At 69.7% G+C, this 23,322-nt stretch carries 27 protein-coding genes; 10 read left to right on the forward strand and 17 right to left on the reverse strand.

Annotated features, from left to right (window positions below; all coding sequences use genetic code 11):
• The first annotated feature begins 1,193 nt into the window (after window positions 1-1,193).
• Both ACGF5U_RS30455 and ACGF5U_RS30460 read left to right on the forward strand, forming a co-directional pair.
• The gene (locus ACGF5U_RS30455; protein ID WP_361975541.1) at window positions 1,194-1,856 is read left to right on the forward strand and encodes a replication/maintenance protein RepL; all 663 of its coding nucleotides are present in this window, start codon (window positions 1,194-1,196) and stop codon (window positions 1,854-1,856) included.
• Window positions 1,850-2,266: a hypothetical protein gene (locus ACGF5U_RS30460; RefSeq protein ID WP_355273911.1), complete on the forward strand. Its 417-nt coding sequence runs from the start codon at window positions 1,850-1,852 to the stop codon at window positions 2,264-2,266. The genes ACGF5U_RS30455 and ACGF5U_RS30460 overlap by 7 nt, the downstream gene beginning before the upstream one ends.
• 831 nt (window positions 2,267-3,097) lie before the next feature.
• Here the strand turns inward: ACGF5U_RS30460 and ACGF5U_RS30465 are convergent.
• Both ACGF5U_RS30465 and ACGF5U_RS30470 read right to left on the reverse strand, forming a co-directional pair.
• Window positions 3,098-3,394, reverse strand: a complete 297-nt coding sequence (locus ACGF5U_RS30465; protein ID WP_392718132.1) for a hypothetical protein — start codon at window positions 3,392-3,394, stop codon at window positions 3,098-3,100.
• A 196-nt stretch (window positions 3,395-3,590) separates the two neighbouring features.
• The gene (locus tag ACGF5U_RS30470; RefSeq protein ID WP_392718130.1) at window positions 3,591-3,884 is read right to left on the reverse strand and encodes a hypothetical protein; all 294 of its coding nucleotides are present in this window, start codon (window positions 3,882-3,884) and stop codon (window positions 3,591-3,593) included.
• Window positions 3,885-4,142: 258 nt separating this feature from the next.
• On the opposite strand from ACGF5U_RS30470, the gene ACGF5U_RS30475 reads away from it, so the two are divergent.
• Both ACGF5U_RS30475 and ACGF5U_RS30480 read left to right on the forward strand, forming a co-directional pair.
• Window positions 4,143-4,436, forward strand: coding sequence for a hypothetical protein (locus ACGF5U_RS30475; protein WP_392718128.1), 294 nt, complete (start codon window positions 4,143-4,145; stop codon window positions 4,434-4,436).
• A 113-nt stretch (window positions 4,437-4,549) separates the two neighbouring features.
• Window positions 4,550-5,527 (forward strand): PIN domain-containing protein, encoded by a 978-nt coding sequence (locus ACGF5U_RS30480; RefSeq protein WP_392718126.1) that lies wholly within the window; start codon window positions 4,550-4,552, stop codon window positions 5,525-5,527.
• A gap of 28 nt (window positions 5,528-5,555) precedes the next feature.
• On the opposite strand, the gene ACGF5U_RS30485 is transcribed toward ACGF5U_RS30480, so the two are convergent.
• The 7 genes from ACGF5U_RS30485 to tap form a co-directional block, all read right to left on the reverse strand.
• Window positions 5,556-7,142, reverse strand: a complete 1,587-nt coding sequence (locus tag ACGF5U_RS30485) for a hypothetical protein (RefSeq protein WP_392718145.1) — start codon at window positions 7,140-7,142, stop codon at window positions 5,556-5,558.
• Window positions 7,143-7,424: 282 nt separating this feature from the next.
• A complete protein-coding gene (locus ACGF5U_RS30490; protein WP_392718124.1) occupies window positions 7,425-7,550 on the reverse strand; it encodes a hypothetical protein in 126 nt (41 codons plus the stop codon).
• Complete coding sequence (locus ACGF5U_RS30495) at window positions 7,547-7,852, reverse strand: DUF6247 family protein (protein WP_392718143.1); 306 nt, start codon at window positions 7,850-7,852, stop codon at window positions 7,547-7,549. Before ACGF5U_RS30495 ends, ACGF5U_RS30490 begins: the two co-directional genes overlap by 4 nt.
• A 77-nt stretch (window positions 7,853-7,929) precedes the next feature.
• Window positions 7,930-8,511, reverse strand: coding sequence for a hypothetical protein (locus ACGF5U_RS30500; RefSeq protein ID WP_392718122.1), 582 nt, complete (start codon window positions 8,509-8,511; stop codon window positions 7,930-7,932).
• Window positions 8,512-8,526: 15 nt separating this feature from the next.
• The gene (gene tpg, locus ACGF5U_RS30505; protein ID WP_392718120.1) at window positions 8,527-9,087 is read right to left on the reverse strand and encodes a telomere-protecting terminal protein Tpg; all 561 of its coding nucleotides are present in this window, start codon (window positions 9,085-9,087) and stop codon (window positions 8,527-8,529) included.
• Between the two features lie 2 nt (window positions 9,088-9,089).
• On the reverse strand, window positions 9,090-9,305 hold the full coding sequence (locus tag ACGF5U_RS30510; RefSeq protein WP_392718118.1) for a hypothetical protein: 216 nt from the start codon (window positions 9,303-9,305) through the stop codon (window positions 9,090-9,092).
• A gap of 5 nt (window positions 9,306-9,310) precedes the next feature.
• Window positions 9,311-11,446 carry a telomere-associated protein Tap gene (gene tap / locus ACGF5U_RS30515; protein ID WP_392718116.1) on the reverse strand — a complete coding sequence of 712 codons (2,136 nt, stop codon included), beginning with the start codon at window positions 11,444-11,446 and terminating at the stop codon, window positions 9,311-9,313.
• A gap of 212 nt (window positions 11,447-11,658) precedes the next feature.
• On the opposite strand from tap, the gene ACGF5U_RS30520 reads away from it, so the two are divergent.
• A complete protein-coding gene (locus ACGF5U_RS30520; RefSeq protein ID WP_392718141.1) occupies window positions 11,659-13,404 on the forward strand; it encodes a zeta toxin family protein in 1,746 nt (581 codons plus the stop codon).
• Here ACGF5U_RS30520 and ACGF5U_RS30525 read toward each other — a convergent pair.
• Window positions 13,368-13,637 (reverse strand): hypothetical protein, encoded by a 270-nt coding sequence (locus ACGF5U_RS30525; protein ID WP_392718114.1) that lies wholly within the window; start codon window positions 13,635-13,637, stop codon window positions 13,368-13,370. The two genes, ACGF5U_RS30520 and ACGF5U_RS30525, sit on opposite strands and share 37 nt — an antisense overlap.
• Before the next feature lie 195 nt (window positions 13,638-13,832).
• Between ACGF5U_RS30525 and ACGF5U_RS30530 the strand changes: the two genes are divergently transcribed.
• Window positions 13,833-16,511 (forward strand): ATP/GTP-binding protein, encoded by a 2,679-nt coding sequence (locus ACGF5U_RS30530; protein ID WP_392718112.1) that lies wholly within the window; start codon window positions 13,833-13,835, stop codon window positions 16,509-16,511.
• Window positions 16,512-16,955: 444 nt separating this feature from the next.
• Window positions 16,956-17,222 (forward strand): hypothetical protein, encoded by a 267-nt coding sequence (locus ACGF5U_RS30535; protein ID WP_392818947.1) that lies wholly within the window; start codon window positions 16,956-16,958, stop codon window positions 17,220-17,222.
• Window positions 17,223-17,969: 747 nt separating this feature from the next.
• On the opposite strand, the gene ACGF5U_RS30540 is transcribed toward ACGF5U_RS30535, so the two are convergent.
• The 3 genes from ACGF5U_RS30540 to ACGF5U_RS30550 all read right to left on the reverse strand — a co-directional run bounded on the left by ACGF5U_RS30540 (window position 17,970) and on the right by ACGF5U_RS30550 (window position 19,164).
• A complete protein-coding gene (locus ACGF5U_RS30540) occupies window positions 17,970-18,209 on the reverse strand; it encodes a hypothetical protein (protein WP_392718106.1) in 240 nt (79 codons plus the stop codon).
• A gap of 211 nt (window positions 18,210-18,420) precedes the next feature.
• Entirely contained in the window at window positions 18,421-18,768 is a 348-nt protein-coding gene (locus tag ACGF5U_RS30545; RefSeq protein ID WP_392718104.1) for a DUF6233 domain-containing protein, read from the reverse strand.
• Between the two features lie 30 nt (window positions 18,769-18,798).
• Window positions 18,799-19,164 carry a hypothetical protein gene (locus ACGF5U_RS30550; RefSeq protein ID WP_392718102.1) on the reverse strand — a complete coding sequence of 122 codons (366 nt, stop codon included), beginning with the start codon at window positions 19,162-19,164 and terminating at the stop codon, window positions 18,799-18,801.
• A 224-nt stretch (window positions 19,165-19,388) separates the two neighbouring features.
• On the opposite strand from ACGF5U_RS30550, the gene ACGF5U_RS30555 reads away from it, so the two are divergent.
• Window positions 19,389-20,033, forward strand: a complete 645-nt coding sequence (locus ACGF5U_RS30555) for an HNH endonuclease family protein (protein WP_392718100.1) — start codon at window positions 19,389-19,391, stop codon at window positions 20,031-20,033.
• A 47-nt stretch (window positions 20,034-20,080) separates the two neighbouring features.
• Window positions 20,081-20,365, forward strand: a complete 285-nt coding sequence (locus tag ACGF5U_RS30560) for a hypothetical protein (protein ID WP_392718098.1) — start codon at window positions 20,081-20,083, stop codon at window positions 20,363-20,365.
• Between the two features lie 13 nt (window positions 20,366-20,378).
• Here ACGF5U_RS30560 and ACGF5U_RS30565 read toward each other — a convergent pair whose 3' ends face one another.
• The 4 genes from ACGF5U_RS30565 to ACGF5U_RS30580 all read right to left on the reverse strand — a co-directional run bounded on the left by ACGF5U_RS30565 (window position 20,379) and on the right by ACGF5U_RS30580 (window position 22,511).
• Window positions 20,379-20,747: a hypothetical protein gene (locus ACGF5U_RS30565; RefSeq protein ID WP_392718139.1), complete on the reverse strand. Its 369-nt coding sequence runs from the start codon at window positions 20,745-20,747 to the stop codon at window positions 20,379-20,381.
• 8 nt (window positions 20,748-20,755) lie between these two features.
• Window positions 20,756-21,013, reverse strand: a complete 258-nt coding sequence (locus ACGF5U_RS30570) for a hypothetical protein (protein WP_369181019.1) — start codon at window positions 21,011-21,013, stop codon at window positions 20,756-20,758.
• A 293-nt stretch (window positions 21,014-21,306) separates the two neighbouring features.
• Entirely contained in the window at window positions 21,307-21,843 is a 537-nt protein-coding gene (locus ACGF5U_RS30575; RefSeq protein WP_392818948.1) for a hypothetical protein, read from the reverse strand.
• A gap of 179 nt (window positions 21,844-22,022) precedes the next feature.
• The gene (locus ACGF5U_RS30580; protein WP_392718094.1) at window positions 22,023-22,511 is read right to left on the reverse strand and encodes a hypothetical protein; all 489 of its coding nucleotides are present in this window, start codon (window positions 22,509-22,511) and stop codon (window positions 22,023-22,025) included.
• Between the two features lie 227 nt (window positions 22,512-22,738).
• On the opposite strand from ACGF5U_RS30580, the gene ACGF5U_RS30585 reads away from it, so the two are divergent.
• Window positions 22,739-23,194, forward strand: a complete 456-nt coding sequence (locus ACGF5U_RS30585) for a hypothetical protein (RefSeq protein ID WP_392718092.1) — start codon at window positions 22,739-22,741, stop codon at window positions 23,192-23,194.
• Window positions 23,195-23,322 lie beyond the last annotated feature (128 nt).

A 23,322-nucleotide genomic window follows, 5' to 3' on the forward strand; every position in this document is an offset into this window, starting at 1 on the left:
CCCGCGGAGCGGGATATGCCCCGGCAAGCCGGGGCATAGAGCGCGAATTGCGCAAGCGCAATTCGGATTCCGGCGCAAGCGCCGGAATGGAATTCCGCAAGCGGAATTCCGAACGGAATGCAATTCGCGCAAGCGCGAATTGGAGGTGACCGCGCAAGCGCGGTCACCCGGGCTGGCTACGGGGGAGCGTGCATCAGGTGCGGAACTGTGTAGGGCTTGGGAATCCCAGTCACCACCCCCGCAAGGAAAGTGACGGACCATCGGCCTGACGAGGTGCCGGCCCCACCGCAGTGACGGGCTCCGCTGCGCTCCACCCGAATTCCTCCCCCATCCTCGAAACCGGCCGCCAACGTTCATCAATACTTTGTCAGCATACACACGAACTCGCCATGATGCGCCGGAATCCGTCGACGCATCACCCGAGTGGGCGAACGCATCGCCAGCATGATGCATCACGGTCGATGGCTGTGTAGGGTTTGGGTCCAGCCGCCCCACCCCTGACCCCGGCCACAATTCACCGGAAGGATTCAGAATCGCGCGGTGTGGAATAGCTCAGCCACAGAACGGAAGCCCGATATGGGGAGTGCCGAAATTCGACATGCGGAGGTACCGGAGCTGAATGGCTCCCAAGGACATTGAGCGAAACCACTCACCTGGTGCCCTCCACGATCCGCACCAAGCCGGCAGGCTGCACGCGAAGCCGCCTCAGCCACGGAGGGCCGCGTGCGCAGGAGCGGGAAGCCAGCGCGTGCCGGGTGTCGGCCGCGGGCCGGGGCGCCCGGCGCGCGCGCACCTGGGTGCTTTGCCTGCTGGTGCCGTCGGTGGCGGGGTGCCGGGACGACCCGAGGCCCTGGTACAGCCTCGCGCGCGCGTGCGTCTTAGGGAAAAGAGGGGGCCTTGCGGAAACGCGCCCTGACCTGGGCTTCTCCTGAGAGGGATGTGTCAGCGGCAACACATTGACCTGCGGAAATGTGTCCGTGGTGCCACAGCGACACCCGTATTTGCCAACCCAGCTTGTACAAGTGTGGAACGGTGCTGGTGGGGCCGGGTTTCCAGGAAACACGGCCCGAATCCGCTGTGTCGGCGTCGACACCAAAGCGCCACGCCAGCGTGTACAAATCTGCCAACTGAGCTTGAACAACTGCTAGTGTCCGGCGCGTACCCCACAAGATCGAGGACAGGACCCTCCGTCGATGCCTCCCCAGCCCAAGCGCCCCTCCGCCGGCCGCGGCAAGGGCCGCATCGCTGCCGTTCCGCCCGGTGGTGACAGCGCCTTCCGCGAGACCCTGTCCTCCAGGCTGGGCAAGGACATCAAGCCGCCGACCCGCAAGCGGGCCGTTCAGCAGATGGACGTCAGCGTCCGGTACACGTATCGCGCGCCCCATGACATGTACGGCCGGTCTGGCTACAGCGTGGTCTCCAACGACTTCCTCGCCGACGTCCTGGCGGTGCTCATCGCGCAGCACGGCATGTCGCCGATCCAGTCCGCGGTGCTCCTGTGGTGCATCGGCCGGCAGCGCGAGGGGTGGCTGCGCGCCACGCACAAGAAAATCGCCGACAAGCTGGGCGTGGAGCGGTCGAACGTCACCCGGGCCATCGGCCGCCTGGAGCACTGGCACATGATCCAGCGCGTCGACAACGGGCTGATCTTCGTGAACCCAATGCTCGGGTTCGAGGGCAACGGCGACGTCCAGCGCGAGATCCTGGACGCGCTGCGCGACAAGGAGACGGGGAAGCTGCCCGAGGACGTCTTCCCCGCTCTCAACGCCCCGCCGCCGCCGCGCAGCGTGCAGCTGGAGCTCGGTGTCGAAGACGGGGAAGATGGAGTCGTCAACGAGGAGGGGCAGGCATGCTGATCCAGGCGAGCGCCGGTTTCGGAATGCTGTACCGGCTGGACCTCACCAAGGCCGCCATGGAGCTGCTGAGCGCCCTCATCGAGCGCCAGGAGCCCGGCGGCGAGGTGAACGCCTCCCAGGCCGAGCTGGGGGCCCGCGTGGGCCTGTCCAGGAACTCCGCGAACACCGCGATGGCGCTGCTGGAGAGCCGGAACCTCGTGCTGCGGCCCAAGGACCGCAAGTACCGGACCTACTACCTCCACCCCTACGTCGCCTCCTACGCCTCGCAGGAGGAGCTGGAGGAAGCGATCGAGGACGCCGCCGAGCGCATCGAGGCCGGCGAACTGCCCGAGATCACCGCCCCGCTGTACGAGACCGCCCCGCCCAAGCGCCAGGCCCAACCGCTCCGGGCCGTGCGCGCCGCCGGCTGATGCCGCCCGCCATCACCCCGGGTGTTAGCCGACCGCGGAATGTGCCCCCGACGCACAGGAATGTGCACCGGGGGCACATCCGTCTGCTCCGAGCGACGAGCACCCGGTGCGTGCATCGTTCCCCTATAGGGGAAAGCAGCAGCTCAAGGGCGTGTGGCGCAGGCAGTCGGTAGCACCAGGTAAACCGGTTTGTTCTGGTTCTCCAGAACAAACCGCGGCTGCCCCGGCTCGCGCGTACATCGTTCCCCTCTGTGGGAAACACACAGGCAGCCGTACCGCAGGGTGGCGCTGGTGCCACCGTTTCGTGGCAGCAGCGCCACCGAACAGCGCCGTAGGTCAGCAGATCTGACGTACGGCGCTGTATGCAGCAGCCGCGCATAGATCTCGTCCGAATATCGCAGATCTGCGATGTTATGCAGCCGCTGCGACGCGCCCTTAGCCCGCTTCCCGGCCCTGGAGCAGCAGACGCGGACCAGTTGCAGCAGACCAGAGCAGCAGCGTGCAGCAGTTGGCCGTGCTGCACCGGCCGGGGCTGGCCTGCTACCCGTGCAGCACCCGTGTGCCGCCTGACCCATGCAAATCCTGCGCTGCACCCGCGACACCGCCCTGCTGCAGTCTGAGGACCACCACCAGGACCACGAGCAGCACCCCGGCGACAGCGCTGCTGCCCATCGGGTAGCGACCTGCTGCACACCACGGCGAGCAGCACGACCAGGCGCAGCAGCATCCCGCCGCCGCAGGCCCTCGCCTCACACCTCACACCCTCACACGCGCCGCGCCCACCTGGGGAAACGGGCTGTGAGTCTCACAGGAGCAGCCGGGGTGGAAGGTCTACAGGACGGTGCCGTGCAGGGCGCGGCGGTCGCCGGACATGGCGTAGCGGCGGGCGGCGAGGCCGTGTTCGAGGGGTTCGCCGATCTGGTCGCACAGCAGCGCCAGGACGTCGGCGGCCTCGATGTCGGAGAGGTAGGCCGGGGCGACTTCGAGCATCAGCTCCCCGATCGCGTGGGTGCTGGCGGCGAGTTCGTCGACGGCGCGGCGCAGCGAGGCGACGGCCGGGTCCGGCGGCGGTTCGGCGGGCGGTGGCGGTGGGGCGGTGCGGACGTCGCGGACGGCTTGGCGAACCACAGCGCGTACCGTGTCCGCGTCGAGGGCCTGGAGGCCGCTGTGGCCGAGTGTGGCGAGGCGGCGGGTGAGTCAAGCTCCGCGATGTCTCCGGAACGGGCAGAGACGGCGATGAGGGCGCGCTGGGACAGGCCGTAGTCGAGCGCGGCCGTGGCGGCCGGGCCGGTGTCTCGCGTGCGAGACGTCTCCGTGCCGGCGGTTACGGCTTCGTGGATCGCGGCGAGGGAGCGGGCGACGTCCAGGAGCCGGTACGCCTGGGCGCGGCTGATGCCGACTCCGCGGCGCAGTACGACTCCCAGCTGCTGTGCCCGAGAGGGAGCCAGACGCGGGCGGCGTGCGCGTCGCGGACCCGGGCGGCGAGCACCGCCACGGAGCGCCGGACGTCGTCCATCGCCTCGCGCAGCCCGGCCGTCATCTCCCGGGCGCGGGCCGCAGTAAGCGGCGGCCGCGCCGGTTCGGCGCCGTGCTCCTGGTCCTCATCGTGCTTGCCCACGACTCCATCGTCCTCCGGGCCGGGCGGGCGGCACCAGGGTCGTCCTCCAGGCCGGCGGGCCGCACCAGGGCGCACGGGGCCGGGCGCGAGCTCCGCCTCACAGGCTCACACCCTCATAGCTCACGCCGTCTACCAGGGGAAATGGGGTGTGTGGCTTACAGGCTGGGTGCCGTTCTGCCGCGTTTGGTGAGTCGGATGGTAAACGCGTTGTTGCGTGCCGATCATGGCGGTCGAGTCGTTGGGCAGGGCGTGACGACGATGGTGCTTGCCGATGCGGTGCGCCAGGATGCCGCCGCGCTTCTGGAGCAGTACGAGGACGGGCGCTGGGCGCAGGAGCAGGCCGAACGGGAACTCGCCGAAGGTCTCGCCCGCGGCCAGTGGAGCGGGGCGTTCTTCCGGGCCTGTCTGCGCGATGTGCCGCCGGCGGTACGGTCCGGGCGGCTCGTCGATGTCCTCGCCCCCGCCGCTGATGTCCTGGACCGAGGTGATGTCGACCGGGACGTTGTGCTGCAGCTGCGCGTGCTGGTCGACGCGCTCACCCCGGAACTCTGACCGCCGACTCTCCGGCCCGGAGCTGAGGAAGCTGGACAGCGGGATGGCGGCCGTCGCGCCGAGACGGTAGAAAACGCTCACCACCGGGCTCACCAAGGTCCTAGTCTCCGGTCATGAACAGCCAGGTCACCCCGCCTCTCACTGGATCGTTCCGGCTGGGCGTCTTCGACACCTCGGTCCTCACCTCCGATGTCATCTCGGCCCTCGGCCGGAGCGAGCCGTCCTCGATCCTGGCCGGGATGCAGCATGGCACGCTGCGCGGCTTCATCCCGCACTACGTCTGGGCGGAGGTGCCCCGCGTGCTTGCCGACCGGAAGAAGGAAGGCGGGGCGTTCGACTTCCGGGCCGCCGAGGACCTGTGGTGGCGGGAGTACATACCGCTGCTGCACGTCGTGCCCACCACCGGCCTTCCGATGACCCCGGCCGCCGACAGGATCGCCCACGAGGACCTCAGCGACATCGGCGCCGCCCAGCTCACGGGCCTGATCGGGCCCGTGGTGCTGCTCGCCGAGGACCGGGACCTGGTCCGGCACGGCATCGCAGCCCAGGACTGGAGGAAGGTGCGCGCCGGGCTGGGCAAGCTCGGCGGCGCCGAGAGCAAGGTCCGGGTCAACATCACGCTCACCCTGCACGCCGGTGGCGGAGTGGCCCAGCTGGCCCGCCTCGCCCGGGCGCACCCCGTTGCTGCGGCGGTCGCCGCGGCCGCGGTCGGTATCGGTGCGCACCGCCTCCGAGGGCGGCTCAAGCCGGAGACCCGCGCGGCGTGGGCGGAGGCCGGCAAGACCCTGACGACGGCGTTCGGTATGCCCTTCGTCGAGCACCAGAAGCACGAGGCGGCGTGGAAGGACGTCGAACACGGTGCGCCGGCTGAAGACCTGCTCTCCCAGGTCGCCCGTACGCTCGCCCGGTCGCCGGCGCCGCTGACCCGGACCGCGATCCTCCAGAAGCTGTCCTCGCCGCCGGCGGAGCCACACCGGCGGCAGATGGACGGGCTCGGCCGACTCCTGCACCGCTTCCCCGCGTTCCACCAGGCCAAACCCGGTCGGTGGCAACTCGGGCGCAGCAACCTGCAGGTGGACGGCATGTCGTAGCGGGCAGGTTGTCGATCAGCAGGATCTGTCAAGACGAGGCCAGTGGGTCGATGCGCAGGCGCCGCGTGGCCGGGAACCTCGCGGCAATGCGCAGGCGGACAGTGGCCTGTCCGCTCTGGCTGAGTTCGCGCTGCGCCTCGTCAAGATTGAGCACCTTGTCCATCGTGTAGGTGTCAACGCCGGGCCCCAACTCGATCTCGTGCTCCCCGATCCGGAAGGTCATGCCCTCGTACTCGGCCTGCAGCCTGCACATTTGGCCAGGGGGTGCTGCCAGCTGCTCAAGAGCCTCGGAGCTAGTGACGTCCACGCTCATGGTCCTCCCCTGAAGTGTGACTTCGTCTCCGGAGAGGAGTGCCAGGACCTCCTTGACGTCGATGGCGTCGGCTTTGGTGAAGTCGTCAGGAACAGGGAAGAAGTGCCCGGTCCGGCTCTGGAGCCGAACGAGGTCCTCGAACGCGTCGGCCCACCACGTCGCGTCATCGGGCGACCAGTGGTCAAACACCATGCTGTCCCCTACCTGCGCGTGGAGCCGCCCACGGGTGTCACCGGCAAAGGAGAGTGCCACCGTGCGGCCAGGGTGCATACTGCTGATCAAGCGGAGCACCGGCACCAGGGTCTGCGGCAATGAGCGCGAGGGCGGATCGGCCGAGAAGGTGAGCGAGCATCTGCCACTGCCGGGTTCACCGCGCAGTCGTACTTCGAGGAAGCCTCCGATGTCTCGGCCATGCAGAGTAGCGCCGGCAAGGCCGGACTCGCGTCGTGTGAATTCCAGGGGCAGCGATATCAGCGGCACACCGGAGTCGTGCTGAACGGCCAGCTGGGCACGCAACGGCGGCGAAAGCTCTTCTCGTGGAGAGATGACGCGCATGCCTCCCAGAGGAAAGGTGTCCAAACCGAGTTCCTTTGGTCCTGACAGGGAGACCCCAGCCACATTCTCGCCCGTGAGTTCTACCTCGCCGCCGAAGCGCATCGTCTGTTCGAACCGACGGCGTTGGGCCTCTCCTTGGTCATCGGCACGGAACCGGAGGTTCCCGGAGACGCGGATCACTTCCTGGCCCTTGCCCGGCACCTTGGGGGTGAGACGGACGGTGCTCTTTCCGTGAGCGTCGAGCTCGGTGTGCAGCGCGTAGTGAGGCGAGATCTCCTGGCCCCTCTGATGCAAGGCGCGGGCACGGTCGAGGTAGTCCGGCACACTCAGCAGAACGTCACGCTCTGCGCGGGCCTCCACGATGCGTTCGAGGATGTAGTCGCTGGATTCCTGGAGTGCGTAGCGGACGAGATCCGGGTGGGCCGCGAGTTGAGTATCCAGCCAGCTACGCCCATGCCATGTTCGGACAAAGGGGAACCTATTCCTGAGTGAGTCAAACCAGCGCTGCTCCGTTGGATTGGGGTCGATCGGGACTAGGAGGTCCCAGTGGTCGGGCTGGTGACGGGCCGCAGACTTCAGCGACTTCACCACTTGAGCTCGGCGTCCTTGGTCCATGCGCCCGGTAAACGACTTCGCTTCGTAGACGATGAGCTCGTTGCCATCGGTGTATTCGTATAGATCGCGGCCTTCGTCGCCGCCAGTACCGTCCACGGCTCGTGCCTCCGAGTGCAGCCGCAGTATCAGCATCGTCACCAAGGCTTCGGACGCCTTTGGGCTCTCGGCCAGTCTCTCCCACGGAACTCTCACCACACGCTTCACCATAGGACGCTGCTCGGACAATCGGGGCAGATGCTTAATGCCTTGGGACTACGAGGCGTTGTCGCCGAGTGGCTATCTGAGCCAGGTGATGGTGAGGACGGACAGGCGGCGCAGGGGCCGGTTCACCCAGTAGGTGAGGGAGAGCTGGCCGACGGAGGCGTGGCGGACGTCTTCGCCCTCGGGGTCGCCGGCGTTCCACTGGTCGAAGCCCTACGGGTCGCCGGCGGCGGCGTCCAGGACGTCCCACACCGTGTCTTCGACGTGCTCGGGCAGGGTGGCGAGGGCCTTGGCGGCCGGGGCGGAGAAGCGGACCGCGTACGGCTGCTGTCCGGTCACCGGCGTCGCCCACGGAGCTCCGTCATGTCGATGAACTGGCTGTCGTCGTAGCCGGAGACGACGAACGCGTCGACGGCCGGGGCGGAGGCGAGTCGGCCCTGCCAGTCCTGGACGACCTCGTACAGCCCGGCGAGAGAGAACGTCCGGCGGGACTCCTCCAGCGCCGCCGCCCACTCCCGCTCGAAGGCCGGCACCCAGGTGTCGGCGCGCCGGTCGGCGCGCAGTTGGGCGAGAAGTTCGGCCGGAGCTCCCGGAGCGGGGGCGTACGGCGTGACGGGTGCGTGGTCGGGCTGCGCGCTCATCTGGTCCTCCCGGCGGGTCCTCTCCTCACGGTACGCGCGCCAGGTGGCCGTGGATGCGGTCATGGACGGATCCCCTCCTACTGGGTGTGCAGGGCGCGGGCGACGGCCTGGGCGTGCTCGCGCAGCGGCAGGTCCTGCTTGTCCCAGGTGGCAGCCACGTAGTTGAGGAGTTCGGCCGTCGCCCGCTCCGAGTCGCTCGGGTCGCTGATCAGCAGCCGGTCGGCGGCGTAGGCCACGTCGGCGGCCGGGGTGGCGTGCTCCTGGTCGTCGACGGGGCGGTGGCAGGCGGTCAGCGTGAGGGTGTACTCGTTGCCGGTGCGGGTGAGCGCGGTGATGGTGTTGAGGTTGAGCGGCCCGAAGGACGGCTGTTCGAGGGCGGCACGGATGAAGTGATGGTGGTTGCCGATCGCGGCGGCCACGGCGTCCCAGGCGTAGGCCACCCGCTCACCGTCGGGGTCCGGCTCCACGGTGGCAAGGGACAGCTCGAAGCCGGTGCCGTCGGCGTCGCGGAACCAGACCGTCTCGTCGCCGGACGCGGCCGGGGCGACGAAGGTGATGTGCGGGCTGGAGCGCAGCGCGTCGGCGATGCGGACAGCGTCGTGGTCGGCATCGAGCAGGGGGCTCTTGTCGCGGTCGATGGGCGGGAATTCGGTGGTCACGCTTTTCGCTCCTAGTCAGTAATCCAGATCGAGGTAGTCGATGTCGTTGATTTCCACATCCGACAGTCCCATAGCGCGACCGCCACCGTCCTGGAAATACACTTCCTTAAACCCTTCGGCGATGATTCCGCGCATCTGCTGGTCGCTGTCCCCCGCGTCGCGGGCGTCGAAGAGGCGCTGCGCGTACTCCGGGGGAAGGTGCACGGTGAGTCGCCGGAACCGTCCGTCGTCGGTCGTGCCGACCGGCGCGGTGTAGCCGAACCGGGCCCGGGTCTCCACCGTGATCCCGCCGGTGGTGGCGGCCTGCTTCTGCCGACGCTTGCGCACCAGCGGCTGCCAGCGGGCCCGCACCGCGTCATCGATCTTCGCGGCGACGTCGGCGCGGGCGTGCTTGCGGGCGCCGCGCCGGTAGCGGTTCACGGAGTCGGCGGTGACCCCGAGCTCCGCCGCGACGGCCTTCGCGCTGCCGAACTGCTTGATCAGGAACCCGATCTGACCCTTGAGGGTCTTGGGCGGCTCCTTGGTGAACGACTCCCGGTCGGCCCGCTCGATGGCGTCCTCGATCTCTCCGGGCACGGTCAGCTCCCTTCGGGGGTGGGGTCCTGGCCGTCGGGGTCGACCAGCCGGAACCAGGTCTCGCGCAGGTCATGCCGCCGCAGCTCGAACCGTGGCGAGGCCCGGCGAGCGCGCAGGGAGAACTGCAGAGCCTCCATGCGCGCCTCCAGGCGGTCCAGCGTCCGTTCCCGCTCCGCGTCGGCCTCCAGGGACCGTGTGCCGCTGGTGTCGGTGGCCACGGCGGCTACTCGCCCTCGTCCAGGACGGCGTCGCCGCCCTTGATGTGGCGGGCCGGGTTGAGGCCCTTCTCCATCAGCTCCACCGCCCACAGCATCGGCTGGACGCCCTCCAGCTTCGCCAGGCCCGGCGTGGGCCCGAGGCGGAAGCCGCCCGGCTGCGGCTTGCCGGACGCCGCGTAGGGGAGGAAGTCCAGCGGGCTCGCGCCCGACGAGGGGTAGACGACGCAGTCGGAGAGCACGGCGAGCGGGAACAGCCCGGTCATCTTCGCCATGTTGTTGAGCTTGCGGTGCATGTTGACCCGGGCCTTGCTGATGACAGCGGCCCGAATGTCGGGGCGCCAGGTCGGCCGCTCCAGGGCCGGCCACCGCTCGCCCTCCTTGTAGTGCTTGCCCTGCGGACGCTCGCGGAGCTTGCCGACGCCGCCCTTTACCGTGGCCTTGATGGCCGCGAGGACGGCGGCCAGAGCCGGATCGACCTGCTTGTGCTGCTCCATCGCGGCGAGGAAGGCGCGGTCGTCCAGGTCCTTGGTGACGCCGAGGTCGGCGAGGGTGTCGACGTAGGCGTTCTTGAGGCGGTCGTGCCACGGGTCCAGGTACGCGCCGGTCTCGCGGCGCAGGTACGCCTCGATCGGGTGGACGTCGTAGCCGAGCTCTTGGGCGTAGGCGACGGTGTGCGTCTGGTACCAGGCCGGGCCCGTCGGGCGGGAGCCGTCCGGCGTGAACGGCGAGGGCAGGCGCGGGTCCAGCTCGATGTGGCTCAGGTCGACCAGCCAGGAGCCGGGGATCTTCGGGTTGAACTTCGGGGCGTGGAAGTGGTCGGGAGCACTGAGACCGACGACCAGGCGGGCTGCGGCGGCGAGGAACGCGGTGTTGAGGTCCAGGCCGACCGCGAAGGGCATCATGCACTCCTCATCGCTGAGCGAGTCCACCGACCGCACCCACTGGTACGCCTCCTCGTTGAGGAACCCGCCGGTCCAGCCGGACTGAACGACGACGGGGTGCTCCGGGGTGGCCTCCGGCGGCGCAGGGTCCATCGGCTCCGTCCCCAGCGACCCCGGGTTGCAGGCGGACACCCAGTTGCCGGTCTCCTCATCGCGTTCCGGCTTCGTCGGCGGGCGCAGCGCCGTCATCAGCTCCAGCCCGGAGACGGCGGTGGAGCCGCGCGGGGTGATGACGCGCTGGGCGTATACGCCGAGGACGCGGGCGATGTCGGCCGGCTCCATCTCGGCGACGCCGGGCCAGGACCGCTCATCGAGGGCGTCCCACGACAGAATCGCCAGCTGCACGCACTGCCGCTCACGGCCCTGGGCCTTGCGGTAGATCCGCGCCCACGGGCCGAACCCGCGCTGCGTGAGCTGCCACCGCGCCTTGAGTACCTGCTTGACCACCGGGTGGTCCTCCGGCAGGCGCAGGGAGCGGCGCTGCTCGTGGCCCTCCAGACGCTCGGGCAGCCCCAGCTTCACGGCCGCAGACGCGGTGAGCACGATCAGCGGATCGCTGTCCTTGCCGTACCGGTTGAGCTTCGCCGCACCGAGGCCGGACTCGCGCAGCGTCCACTCCACCAGCTCCACCACGCTGGTGGCCGGGCAGTCCAGCACGATCCCGCCGACGCCGTACGCGGAGCCGTCACCGTCCAACACCGCCAGCGGGCCGTGCGGGAAGCGCGGGTCCGCTGCGGGGGCGGCAGCCTTCTTGGCCGCCGGACGCCGCGACGTCGACGCGGGGCGCGTGGCCGGGCGGGCGGGGCGCTCGGGCGCGGCCGGGGCGGCGGGATCCTCCACCGGCGCAGCGGCCTCCGCCACGGGCGCGGCCGGGCCGGTGAACGTTGCTGGCACCTGCGGCTGCGGCGCGGCGACCGGGCCCAGAGGGAGCGCGGCGGGTGCGCCGTGAGGCGGGTACTTCGCCGCCCAGCCCTTCAGTAGCCGCTGGTACGCCGCCAGGCGCGATCCTGTCGGCTCGCTGCGGCCGTTCTCCCAGTTCTTGATGCTCTGCGTCGACTTCAGCTCCAAGGCCTGCGCGAGGCGGGCCTGGGTGATGCCAGCGGCCTCACGGAGTCGGGCGCGCTCGGCCGGGGGTGGGAGCTGCGGCTCCTCGTGCAGCAGGGCGTCGATGTTCGCGAACAGCTCTTCCTCGGATGCCATGTCACTACCTCCAAGTTGAACAGTAGCAGACTTTAGCTCTTCATTTAACTCGAACATTTAACCCTCTCGAGCCTATGCTAACGTGTCATCAGTAGACCGTTGAAGGATCACAACACCCTTGCGAGGACTGTCAGTTGGAGCGCATCACCCCAGCGGTGCTGAGCGAGGAAGTGCACCGGCACGTGCTGCACCAAGTGATCCTTCCTGCGGCGATGAAGGAGGCAGTGCGCCAAAACCGGCCGGTCGTTGTGATCGTCGGCGGCCAGCCCGGCGCCGGAAAGACCACAGTCGCCGAACTGATCAAGGCTGCGCTGGACCGCCGTGGGGGTGCGGTGCGGATCTGCAGCGACCTTTACAAGACCGCGCATCACCAGTACGGCGAGCTCCTGACCGACGACGTCCGCACCGCGGGAGCGAGGGTCCGGCCGGACACCCGCCGATGGCAGGCTGCGGCCGAAGATCACGTTCGCATGCACGGGTTCGACGCGGTGGTCGAGTCCGCCCTCGCCAACGTCGAGGAGCTCCGGACGTCATCGTACGCATACCGGCGGGCCGGTCACCGGGTCGAAGTCGTAGTAGTGGCGACGGCGGAGGCGTGGAGCCAGCTCGGGGTTCTGGACCGTTTCCTGTCCGAGGCGATCGAGGGCAGGGGCCGGTACGTGTCGTGGGAGAACCACGACACCTGCGCCCGCCAACTGCTGGCGACGCTGGCGGTCATCGAGGCCGAGCAGCTCGCCGACCGCGTCACGGTGGTGCGGCGCGACGGCCAAGTACTGTACGACAACGAGCTCACGGATGGGGTGTGGCGCCGTCGGCCAGCGGCCGAGAAGGCGGTGGCGTACGAACGCTCCCGGCCCTGGAGCGCTCAGGAGACCGCCATCTTCCGCCGGGAGCTCGCGCGGACCGATCAGCGGCTGCACCGCGACCTCACCTGCGAGGATCGGCGCCTGGCCGTCCAGCGGGATGCCGAGCGCGCTGCTGCGCTCGCCGAGCCGGTCCGCCGCATCGCCCAGCCGCGCCGGCGGGCCCCAGGCGTGGACTACCACCGGCTGTCGGCCGAGGAGCACACGTGGGTGTTCGACGAGCTGATCGCGCCGTCGTACCTGAACGCCATCGTCCCCCGGGACGATCCGCGCGCGGTCTACGTGCTGGGCCAGCCCGGGGCGGGAAAACTGCTGGCAGCCAGGATGGTGAAGCGTGCCATGCGGCCGGGGACGACGCAGCTGGTCGGCGACGACTTCAAAGCACAGCACCCTGACTACCTGCGCCTGCTGGAGGAGGACCCCCGCAACGCCGGAGCCGCGATCCGGGCCGACTACCGCGCCTGGTTCGCCAAGGCCGAAGCGTATGTGCGCCGACACCGCGGCGACGCACTGATCGAGGGCGCGCCAGGCAGCGTGGAGGAGTTCCTCGCCAGCGCGCTGCCGTTCGCGGCCGACGGCTACCCGGTCGAACTCGTGGTCCTGGCCGTGCGGCAGGCGGACAGTCTGTTGTCCACGGCGCTGCGCTACGCCCGCTCCCTGCAGAGGGGCGGCTACCCACGCTTCACCTCACGAGCGGGACATGACGCGTGCTTCCGCGCCCTGGCCGACGTCGTCGACGCCGCGCAGCGGCATCCGGCGATCACGGCCGTGACCGTGATCCGGCGGGACGGCGAGGCCCTGCTCCGACAGGAGAGCGGGGGCCGGCGGGCGACCTGGGCGCTCGCCGCAGAGCGCATGCGGCCGTACACCGAGGAAGAGGCCGCCCAGTTCCTCCGGCTCCATCAGGCACTGTGCCGGGCGCTGCCCCAACACCAGCGGGAACTGGACGAGATCGTCGACCTCGCGCGACCGATGATGCCCGCGCGGATGCAGCTGGCCCGCATCGACCGGCCGCACCCGCACCCCTGGCCCCTGCCAGTACGGCGCGCGCCCTCCGGCTACGACTCCTTGAGCTCCTTCAGCCGGGCCGCGTAGACCGTGGCGATCCGCTCGGCGTCCTCCGGGTCGGCGGTCGCCAGCTGCGCCTGGTCGGCGAGCGCCGACTGACGGCCGGCGGTCAGTTCCTCGATCCGCTCCTCGTCGGGCACCGGCGCCCTGCGCTCGGCGGCGATCTGGGTGCTGTACCAGGTCACCACGTCGCGGACGGTGTCAGCCGCGTCCTGCTCTTCGCCGCCGTCCAGACCGGAGGAGTTGGGGCTGCTGGGCATGGGTACCACCTTCGTGTTGATTTTGCTGGGAAACGGTCATTGTCTCCCTGGCCGATTCCGGTGGCACAGTGCCGCTACGCGCCGCGTCCGCGTCCGGAATGCCTTCGCGCTCTCCGGCGTCCGGGGGATGCTTCCCCAAGGGGCCGCTTACCGGCATAGGTTGGCCCGAGGTGATCATCGAATCGGGGGTTGGACGTGGCAGGTCGGGATCTCAGGGCGCTGTTCAGCACAAACGACCGCGGCCTGGAAGCCGGAGAAGCGTTCACCAACCGCCAGGTGCAGTGGGAGCTCGTCGCAGCCGTGCTCAGCGAGCACCTGCGGCACACCGCCGAGGCGGCCTTCGACGTGGAGGACCTCGAGGCGCCGCGCGACAACGTGCTCGCGTTCCACGGGGTCGGCGGCATCGGCAAGAGCACGCTGTCCCGCAAGCTGGAAGCCGCACTGGCCAGCGCCGACCGGCCCGCGCAGTGGGGCGAACCCACCTGGGCCGGCGAGCGGATCCTGCCCGTACGCATCGACCTCTCCCGCTCAGCCGGCACCGACTTCGAGCAGCTCGTGCTGACGATCCGGGCCGCGCTCAGCACGCTCGGCCGCCCACTGCCCGCCTTCGACGTGGCGCTGCGCCGCTACTGGGAGGAGCAACACCCCGGCGAGAGTCTGGAGGAATACCTACGCCGCGGCGGCCTGGTCGGCCGGTTCGGCAAGACCATGCCGCAGCAGATGCAGTCCGCCATGGCCGACGTCGCCCAGGCCCTCCTCCTGCCCGGCAGCATCGGCACCGCCGTCGGACAGGTGACCGGCTCCCTCGTACGGGCGCTGCGGGAGCGGCGGCAGACCGTACGCGCGCTCGCCCGCTGCGCGCGGCTCGCCGACCTGCTGGAGGCCGAGCCCGACGTGGAGGCGCTGTCCTTCTATCCGCACCTGCTGGCGTGGGAGCTCGCCCAGCTCCCGGCCGACAAGCGCGTCACGCCGGTGATCCTGCTGGACACCTTCGAGGACGTCGGCGACCGCACCCACCGCGACCTGGAGCGCCTCATCCAGCGGGTGGTGTGGTTGATGCCGAACGCGTTGTTCATCGTCACCGGCCGCTCGCGCCTGCAGTGGGCCGACCCGGCCTTGCAGGGGCAGCTCGACTACACCGGGGCGATCGCCTGGCCGGGCCTGGCCGCGCCTGCCTCCGCGATCCCGCCCGCGCGGGCAGCAGGCGCCACGCGAGGGCGTGGGCGGCAGGTACTAGTCGGGGACTTCTCCCCTGAGGACTGCGACGACTACCTCGCCCGCCGGCTCTCCCGCGACGGCCAGCCCCTCATCAGCAGCGAGATCCGCCAGGTCATCACCAGCCGGTCCCACGGCCTGCCCCTCTACCTCGACCTGTCGGTGCTCCGCTTCCTCGAGATCCGCCGCACCCGCGAGCCGGTCCCGGCCGACTTCGACCACGACTTCGGCGCCCTGATCGCCCGCACCCTTTCCGACCTCACCCCCGACGAACGCCACGTCCTGCGGTCGGTGTCCTTGCTGGACGCCTTCGACCTCACCCTCGCCACCGCCGCGGCCGGCCTGCCGCACGAGGCGCCGGCCCAGCGGTTGATCGAGCGGCCGTTCGTCTGCGAGAACGTCTTCGGGCTGTGGCCCTACCACCTGCACGGTCTGATCCGCTCCACCATCCGCAGCGCCGACGACGCCACCGACGACCGCTGGACGGACGGTGACTGGCAGCGGGCCGCCGAGCGTGCCCTGGCAGCCCTCGGCACCCAGTGGACCGGCGCCGGCACCACCGGCCAGGGCCGGATGCTGCTGGTCGGCTGTCTGCGCCAGGGCCTCACCCTGGCCCGGGACTTCGGCCTCGAACTGGACTGGCTCAGCGACGCCGCCTGGGCCTACATCAGCGACTCCGTCTGGGAGCCCATCGCCCCGCCCGCACGGCCGGGCAGCGACGGCCTGGAGACCGCGGCGGACGCCCTCGTCGAACTCCTCGCCGCCCTCGCCCGCCGCCAGCACGAGCACCGCTCCCTCACCGCTTCCCGCCTCGCCGCCGTCACCGGCAGCGGACTGCTCCCCGCCGACCTGTACGAGATGGGCGTCTACTACCTCGCCAAGGCCCACCGCGACCTCGGCCACTCCGCCGCCTCCCGCCAGGGCATGCAGGTCGTGGCCGACGGCGGCGGCCGCCTCGCCCCCGCCGCCCGCCGCGGACTTGCCCACCTCGCCCGCCTCGCCGGCGACTTCCCCACCGCGTACGACACCGCCCGCACCCTCGGCTGGGCCGGACGCCAGCACCGCGTCGAAGGCGACATCCTTTGGCCCCACGCCGACATGGACCGCGCGGCCGCCGCCTACGCCGCCGCCCGCAACCAAGCCGAACAGCACAGCGTCGCCGGGGAACGCGCCACCAGCCAAGCCCAGCGCGCCCTCGTTCTGGCCTTCACCGACCCCAACACCGCGGACGACGAGCTCCACCTCGCCGAGCAGCTCCTCACCGGCCTCGACCTGCGCGCCACCAGCCTCACCGTGCGGATCGCCGCGCTCGTCCGCGACGCCGGCACCCTGCGAGGCCTCGAAGCCGCCCGCGACCTGCGCGCCGAGACCCGCGACGCCGGCATCACCGCGGCCGAAGCCGTCCTGGAACTTGCGCTCGCGTTCCACCACTCCGTCCTCGGCGAGCGAGACAAGGTCCGCGCCGTCATCGACCGCCTGCGTGAACTCGCCCGAACCGGCGACTACGCCTACTACGCCGACATCGCGCACTTCATGGCCGGCCTCCCCCTGCCTGACGACCACACACCGCCCCGCTGGCTGGACGGCGAGGGGACCACCCGTGCCCGGTGGCGGGCCCTGGTCACCACACGCCGCAACCTGTTGCACACCACGCTGTAGTCCCGCCCAGCCATAGCCGAGCCGTGCTCATGGCGGATGCCTCCGGGTGTCCGGAGACGTCCGTCGTACGAGCGCGCGGGCCGCGCGGTTCAGCGCCAGCCGCAGGAGTCGAGGAGCTCAGCGAAGGTGCTGTTCAGCGGCCCGCGTTCCAGCAGGGCTTGTGCGGAGTCCGGCGTAGAGCATCGGGGTGAACTCGTGGGGTAGCAGATGCGCGCGTCAGGAACGCCGTGCTGTCCTCACGCAACGAGTCGGTTGTTGCCTGCGCAGCCAAGTCCATGGTCTACGCACACCTTGATGGAGACGCGGACACCTTCAGCAATGGAGTAGTTCACGTTGAGATTCGAACCTGGGCGGAGCGTCCAGTTCGTGAGCTTGGTCCATCCCTTCGTGGACGAGTAGGTCCACACTTCGTAGTGCGCCGAAAGCAGCCTATAGGTGTTCTTCGTGACGAAGATTTCGCCGTTGGCCTGGAATTCGATGCGGGCGTACTCCCCGGTTGTGCTCGTCATACGGACGGCACCACTGACGCCGCCGGCGTCACCGTCGTCGACGTTTCGTGTGCAGCTGGCCGTGGTGTCCGAACTCGTGGTGTTCGTGGTGCAAGTGATGGGCACCGGCGCCGCGTGCGCGGGGGTGACCATAGCGAAGGATGCGGTCAGCGAGGCAGCGGCGACAGAAAGGACGGCGCTTTTCTTGATCCTCGATGTGTGAGCCATTGGGTATTCTCCCAGCGATTGCGTAAAGCATTCCCAAACCGACTGCCTGATCGTATAGCGAGCCCCGCACCTGGACGTGTTGAATCCGTGCCATACTCTTGACTGTGAACGCCAATCTTTTTTAAGACCATTTAGTTGCATCCCTCTGCTAACTGGGGCTTTTGGTAAGTAAACGTTCACTCGGAACGACGCAGCTGGCTTGTCACCGGGAAGCCGTCCAGGCGGTACGGCTGCGCTGGGGCGGTCACAGAAGCTGCGGGGTCCGGTAGCCGGCGAGGCTCGCGGCGGTGAGGCCGACCGCCGCAGGCGAGGCCACGGACGAAGCGCCGAGGCGGCGGCGCGGCGCTGCTGCCGTCCCCAGACCCAGGAGCGGCCTCGGCGGCGCCGGGCCGTACGGTCGTTCCATGGATGGCGACTACGACGAAGAGAAGATCACCTTCGGAGAGCTCCTCGACTCTCTGGACCCCGCATCTGCCGGTGCGCCGACATCCTGACAGGCTGCTTTGGCGCGGGACGGCTTCACCTGCCATCGCCCGGCCTTGCGGTGTTCGCCGTCAGCCGTGTGGCTTCGTAGGTCAGAACCAGGAACGCCAGTCGGTAGATTCTGAGAACGAACGCGGGCCGGCCGCCGTGAAAACCTCGGTGAGAAGTAGGACCTGGCACGCACGGCGGCCCCGAACCAAGGTGTCTCTGGTTCGGGGCCGCCGTGCGTACGGACAGACCGGGCACCGGGCCCGGGGAATCAGCTGGCGTCGGGCCGCTGGCCGACCAGCTGCGTGAGCAGCTCGATGATCTGGGCCTGGTTCCGGTCGAGCTTCTCGCTGAGCGCCTCGACCTTCTGATCCAGGTTGCCGATCTGGAGGCGCACCGCGGTGAGGTCGGACTTGATGATCCCGAACTCACGGTCATGCTTCTCCGCGACCTCTTCGAACCGCCGGGTCAGGGCAGCGAGCTCGCTGTGAGCGATGGGGTCCTCAGGCACGCGGGCACTCCTGCCAGATCACAACAACCGCAGATAAGAGGACTCCACGATATCGCGCCCGTACCCCGCGCCGTCTTCGTTCCCCGATCGAGGCCGACGTCCAGCAGGCGTTCGCCAACTGGCACAACCGATAGCGACACGCGCCCCTAGTCACCGACTGCGGCCCCCGTCCATCGGCGGGGGCCGCAGCCACGGGCTCGAGGAAGACGGCTTAGCCCTCGATCATTCCCAGCTCGGTATCGGGGCGGCACACCGGGCACGCCTCCACCTGCTGCGCCAGCGCCTGCCGCGCTGTCTCCTCCGTCGCGCTGACCGCCCCTTTCCCAGCCAGCGCGCACGTCCCGATGTGCACCCTGACTGGTGTCCGGGTGGCGTCCAGGCCGCGCTGGAGCTGGTAGGGCGGCGGAGGGGGCGGAGCGGTTCGCTGCTGGATCTCCTTCCGCCGGGCCTTCTCCGCGCGCTGCTGCTTGACGTGCAGGAGCTGCACGGTCAGGTAGGCCTCGATGGCGGCGAGCCGCTCGTCGTCGGGCGGGTACGGGGGCGGTAGTGGGGTGGACACGGTTCAGCCTGGGGACCTCGTCGGTGTTGGTCAGGCGGCTTCGGTGATGGCCGGCGTTGGCGCCTTCCGGGTGAGGGTTTTCAGTTCCGAGCGGGCCTGCGCTCGCTTCTCGGCCTCGAGCTTGTACCAGTAGGGGTGGGTGCTGACCTGGAGGGACAGGTCGAGGCATTCGTTTCGCAGGCGAGTGACCGCTTCCTTTTCCTCCTCGGTCCAGCCAGGGCTGTCCTGGCGGCCTCCGGTGATCTCGCCGGTGTGCGGGTGCTGGATTCCGGGCCAGCCTGACATCGGCTCGACGCTCCAGGGCAGCTTCCGGCACAGCACAGCCAGCTCGGTGGTCGCCTGGTGGAGACGGGTCTGCGCAGCTCGAAGATCATCGGGGAAATCGGTTCCGGCCATGGCCTGAATCATACGCCTGTTCGATTCCGCCTGGCGGGTGACACGCCATCCCGACCGCTTGCAGTCGACTGGCCGTGCCCCACCCCTTCTCCGGAGCCGGTCACCTGACTCGTGACGGATCGTTTTTCCGGTGAACCGCGACGCCCGCCCGGGTGAGCGGTACGGCGTCTGCGCCACGGGGGCTTCGAAGGACCGCTATCTCTCGCTGGGTGATCAACACTTTGATGCGTGCCGCTACGGTTGCCGCACTCGCCACCCTGCCCCTGATCGTCGTGCCGCCCGTCCACGCCGCGGAGACACTTCCGCTGAGTGCCGCCGTCACGCAGCTCCCGGTCGCCGACGAATCCAGGGAGGGCTACACCCGCGACAAGTTCAAGCACTGGAACAGCGGCGCGAACCCGAGCGACGGTTGCAACACCCGCAACGAGGTACTCCTCGCCGAGGCCATCCAGCCGCCCACCGTCGGCGCTGGCTGCAAGCTCACCGGCGGCACGTGGTTGTCGTACTACGACGCCAAGGAAGTCTCGGGACCAGCTGGACTCGACATCGACCACATGGTCCCGCTCGCCGAAGCCTGGGACAGCGGAGCCTCAGCCTGGACGACCAAGCGCCGCGAGGCCTACGCCAACGACCTGGGCGCCGACGCCTCGCTCGTGGCGGTCACCGCCCAGCAGAACCGTCAGAAGGCCGACCAGGACCCGCGGGAGTGGCTGCCGCTCAGCAGCGAGGTGCACTGCCGGTACGCCGCGGAATGGACGGGTACCAAGGCCCGCTGGAACCTTGCGGTCGATCCTGCGGAGAAGGCGGCGCTTCTCCGCCTCGCTGCCGCATGCCCAGGCACGACCGTCACCTACGAGCCCGCGATGTAGCAGCTCAGCCTTGGCTCACACCACGGGTTCGTGCTCAGGACTCCGGCATGGGTTTGGGCCAGGCTGCCATCAGCCGCCTGGCCCGTCTTGCGCTCGCGTTCCACCACTCCGTCCTCGGCGAGCAGGACAAGGTCCGTGCCGTCATCGACCGCCTGCACGAACTCGCCCGAACCGGCGACTACGCCTACTACGCCGACATCGCCCATTACATGGGCCGCCTCCCCCTGCCCGGCCTTTCCACGGCGCAGTGGCTCGACGGGGCCGACGCCGTCCGCGCCCGCTGGCACCGCCTTGTCCAGACCCGCCGGGCCCGCCTTGGCGCCGGCGGGTAATCCGGCTGCAGGGTCAGGGTGTCAGGTCGAGGACGCGGACCGGCTCGCCGGTCCACCGGTCGGGGACGGTGGTGGCGATGATCGCTCCGTCGGGGCGGTCCGGAGTCGGCTGGGCTGCGTACTGGCAGTGTGCCGCCGTCCAGGTCTCATGCCGGGCCACGGCCAGGGCGGCCGGGAGGTCCAGGTCGAGCACGATGATGCCCGGCAGCGCGGCCAGGTGCTCCGCGGTGCCCGCTCGGGCACGGTCGGCTTCGACGAGCGCGCACGTGGGGGCGTACAGGTACCAGCCGGCCTGGGCGTGGGCACGGTGGATGAGGCGGGAGGCGAGGACGTTGCCCTGGCCGGCCGCGGCCATCGCGATGTCGTCCAGGACGATGTGCATGGCGTCGCTCACCGGGCGGCCGCCTGGGCCAGGCGGCGGTCCAGCTCGTTGTCGAGGTCCTGCTCCTCAGCTCGGGTGGGCGCGTAGCCGTTCCACTCCTTCAACGCGGCCCGGGCCTGCTCGGCCCGCGCGGCACGCTCGTCCGGGGTGAGGAGGGTTTCGGCGAGCCGGGCCAGGTAGGCGCGCAGCGACATGCCCTCCGCTGCGGCTATGGCGGCGAGCCGGTCGCGGGCTTCTTCGGGAATGCGGACATTGGCGTCAGGCATCATCGGACTCCCTCACGCAGGCAGGGTACGGGTACGTACCCGTACCCATTCTATTGCGGGGCGCCGAATTCAGTCATGACGCTGTTGTGTGGCTGAAACCAGTGCAATGCTGCCACCAGCGGTGATCCTCGAGCTGAGGTCGCCGACCTGGCGCCCCAGGTCACCTTGCGCGCCGTCCCTCCCGACCTCCCCACGGGAGGGCCGACGCCTGTCCGCGTCCCTTCGGCGGTGACGCGCGGACGGCCTCACTCTGAACGCCCGCCGCGTGGGGAAGACAATCAGGGCAGAACGTGTCACTGGCCGCGTTCGTAACGGACTACGGCCCGGGCCAGGCGATCCTTGAGCTCGTCCACCCACCCCTTCCCATTCGTTTCCCCCAGCGTCAGGAAGGCGCCGTCGCGGCCGACAGCCATCGGTTCCAGCGAGGAGATGTACTGATCGGGCTCCGTGCTCTGGAAGTCCAGCCACACCTGCACGGCGGTGGCGTTCTCCAGAAGCAGGATCGGCGAGTCGTACCACTGCCCGGTCTGCGGGTGTGTGCTCTCGCGGGAGACCAGGAGCCAGCAGCGCTGCCGCTGGGCTTCGGTGTAGCGGTGGCCGCCAGGACCGCGGTATCGACCGAACGCGGAACGGCGCATCCTGGCGTAGGTTCCGCTCCCGTAGGGAGCCAGCCTCCGGACTGCCTCGGCCAAGAGCTCGGCGGCTTCCTTACGTTCCCGATCCTGCCGGTCAGCTTCCTGGCGTTGCTGGATGTCCATGAATTCAGCCCTACGCCGGGCGGCATCTATCGCATCGTCGAGGCCCATGACGGTGAGGATATCGGTGACCACCCACAGTTGTGATCAGACCGAAGAGCTCCGCGCACATCGTGATCCCTGGCGGCGCAGCACATACAGCCGATGCAGGATGAGCCGGCGGCCGTCGTCGCACGGCCCCATCAGGCCGCCCTGCAGGGGCGCTGGTCAGGAGAGCGGGACCCAGCCGAACGACGCTGTTGCCGCGCGAGGTGTCAGCCCCTTGCCGGGAGGGCTCGCATCAGAGCGAGCATGTCGACAAGCCGGCCGTCCTGATTCATCACGGGTGCAGTCTGGTCGCCGCTCTCCCACTCGGCCCGGACTTCCTCGAGTTGCTGAGGGGAGATCGCAGCACCGGCCGTCGGGGTGGTGACGACCGTGAACGGGATGCGGGTGCGGCGCCCGGGGACGGCCTGCACCACCACTACGGCGATCTTCTGATTCGGGGCGAGGGGCTCGGGGCCGAACGCGCGGTGGTCGCACTCGCCGGGCAGGGCCTCACGTACGCGCACCGAGGCGCCGGCGTTCCGCTCGAACCACACGCGGTCGGCCTCGGCTGCCCGATGTCCCACCGCCACATTCCTGCGCGACGGGCCACCGGCCGCGGCTGCTTCCTCCCCCAAGGCGTAGACGCTGCGGCCCTCCCACACAGGGGTGGCCCGATTCTGGTTCTTCTTCTTTTTCCTCGTACGGCTGACTGCCACGTCACCACTTCCTTTCCCAGGACCCGCGCCAGGCCCGTCCAGCTACTCAACGAGACGGGCGGGGTGTGTGCGGTGGGCCAAGCGGGGGAAGCAACGGTGTCGGTCCGCACGTCGGATCTGTTGAACGCGGTATGCCGTCCTCACGCTCTCGCCGCCGCGCACCGCGGCCGCCGGTTGTCACCCGCCCGCACGCTCCGCTGACCGGCGAGTTCGCTGCCGACCCGGCCGTGTGCCATCACGCCTACCAGGTCGCGCTCGACTTCGGTCTCGTCGCCGTCGACGCCATCGCCGATCTGCTCCCCCAGGAGGAATCCCTCGCTCTGGCCCAGCGCATGGGGTTCTGCGACTGCGGCCGCCTCACCCTGGACGACGACGACCTCACCCGCCGGGCCCTGAGCGCCGTGGCGGCCGCCAACATGACCGCCTGCCAGGCCCTGGTGCTCGCCGCGATCGACTACGCCCACCGCACCTTCGGCTGCGACGGCCTCAGTGCCCTGATCCACGAACTCACCGGAGGCAGCCGAGCGACCTTCGAGCCGCCTGCCCTGACCGCACTCCTGGACCGCGTCCAGGCCGCCCACCAGGCAGAACACGGCCATGCCGGTCACAGCCGGGTCCCCGACGCGGTGATGTGGCCCCAGACGGCCGCCTCCTCGATGCCCGAACTCATTCCGCGCTCCTGACCCGCCGCGCCCTCGCAGGGGCCGGGCGCAGCGCATGAGGGCGAGGCGACTTCGTGGATCACGCCCCGCTCGGGCCCGGGTGCGCCGTACGGTCGCTTCTACGGATGGCGACCAGGCAGTGACGCCGG

It is taken from the genome of Streptomyces sp. NPDC047886 (genome assembly GCF_043204435.1).
Classification (GTDB): domain Bacteria; phylum Actinomycetota; class Actinomycetes; order Streptomycetales; family Streptomycetaceae; genus Streptomyces.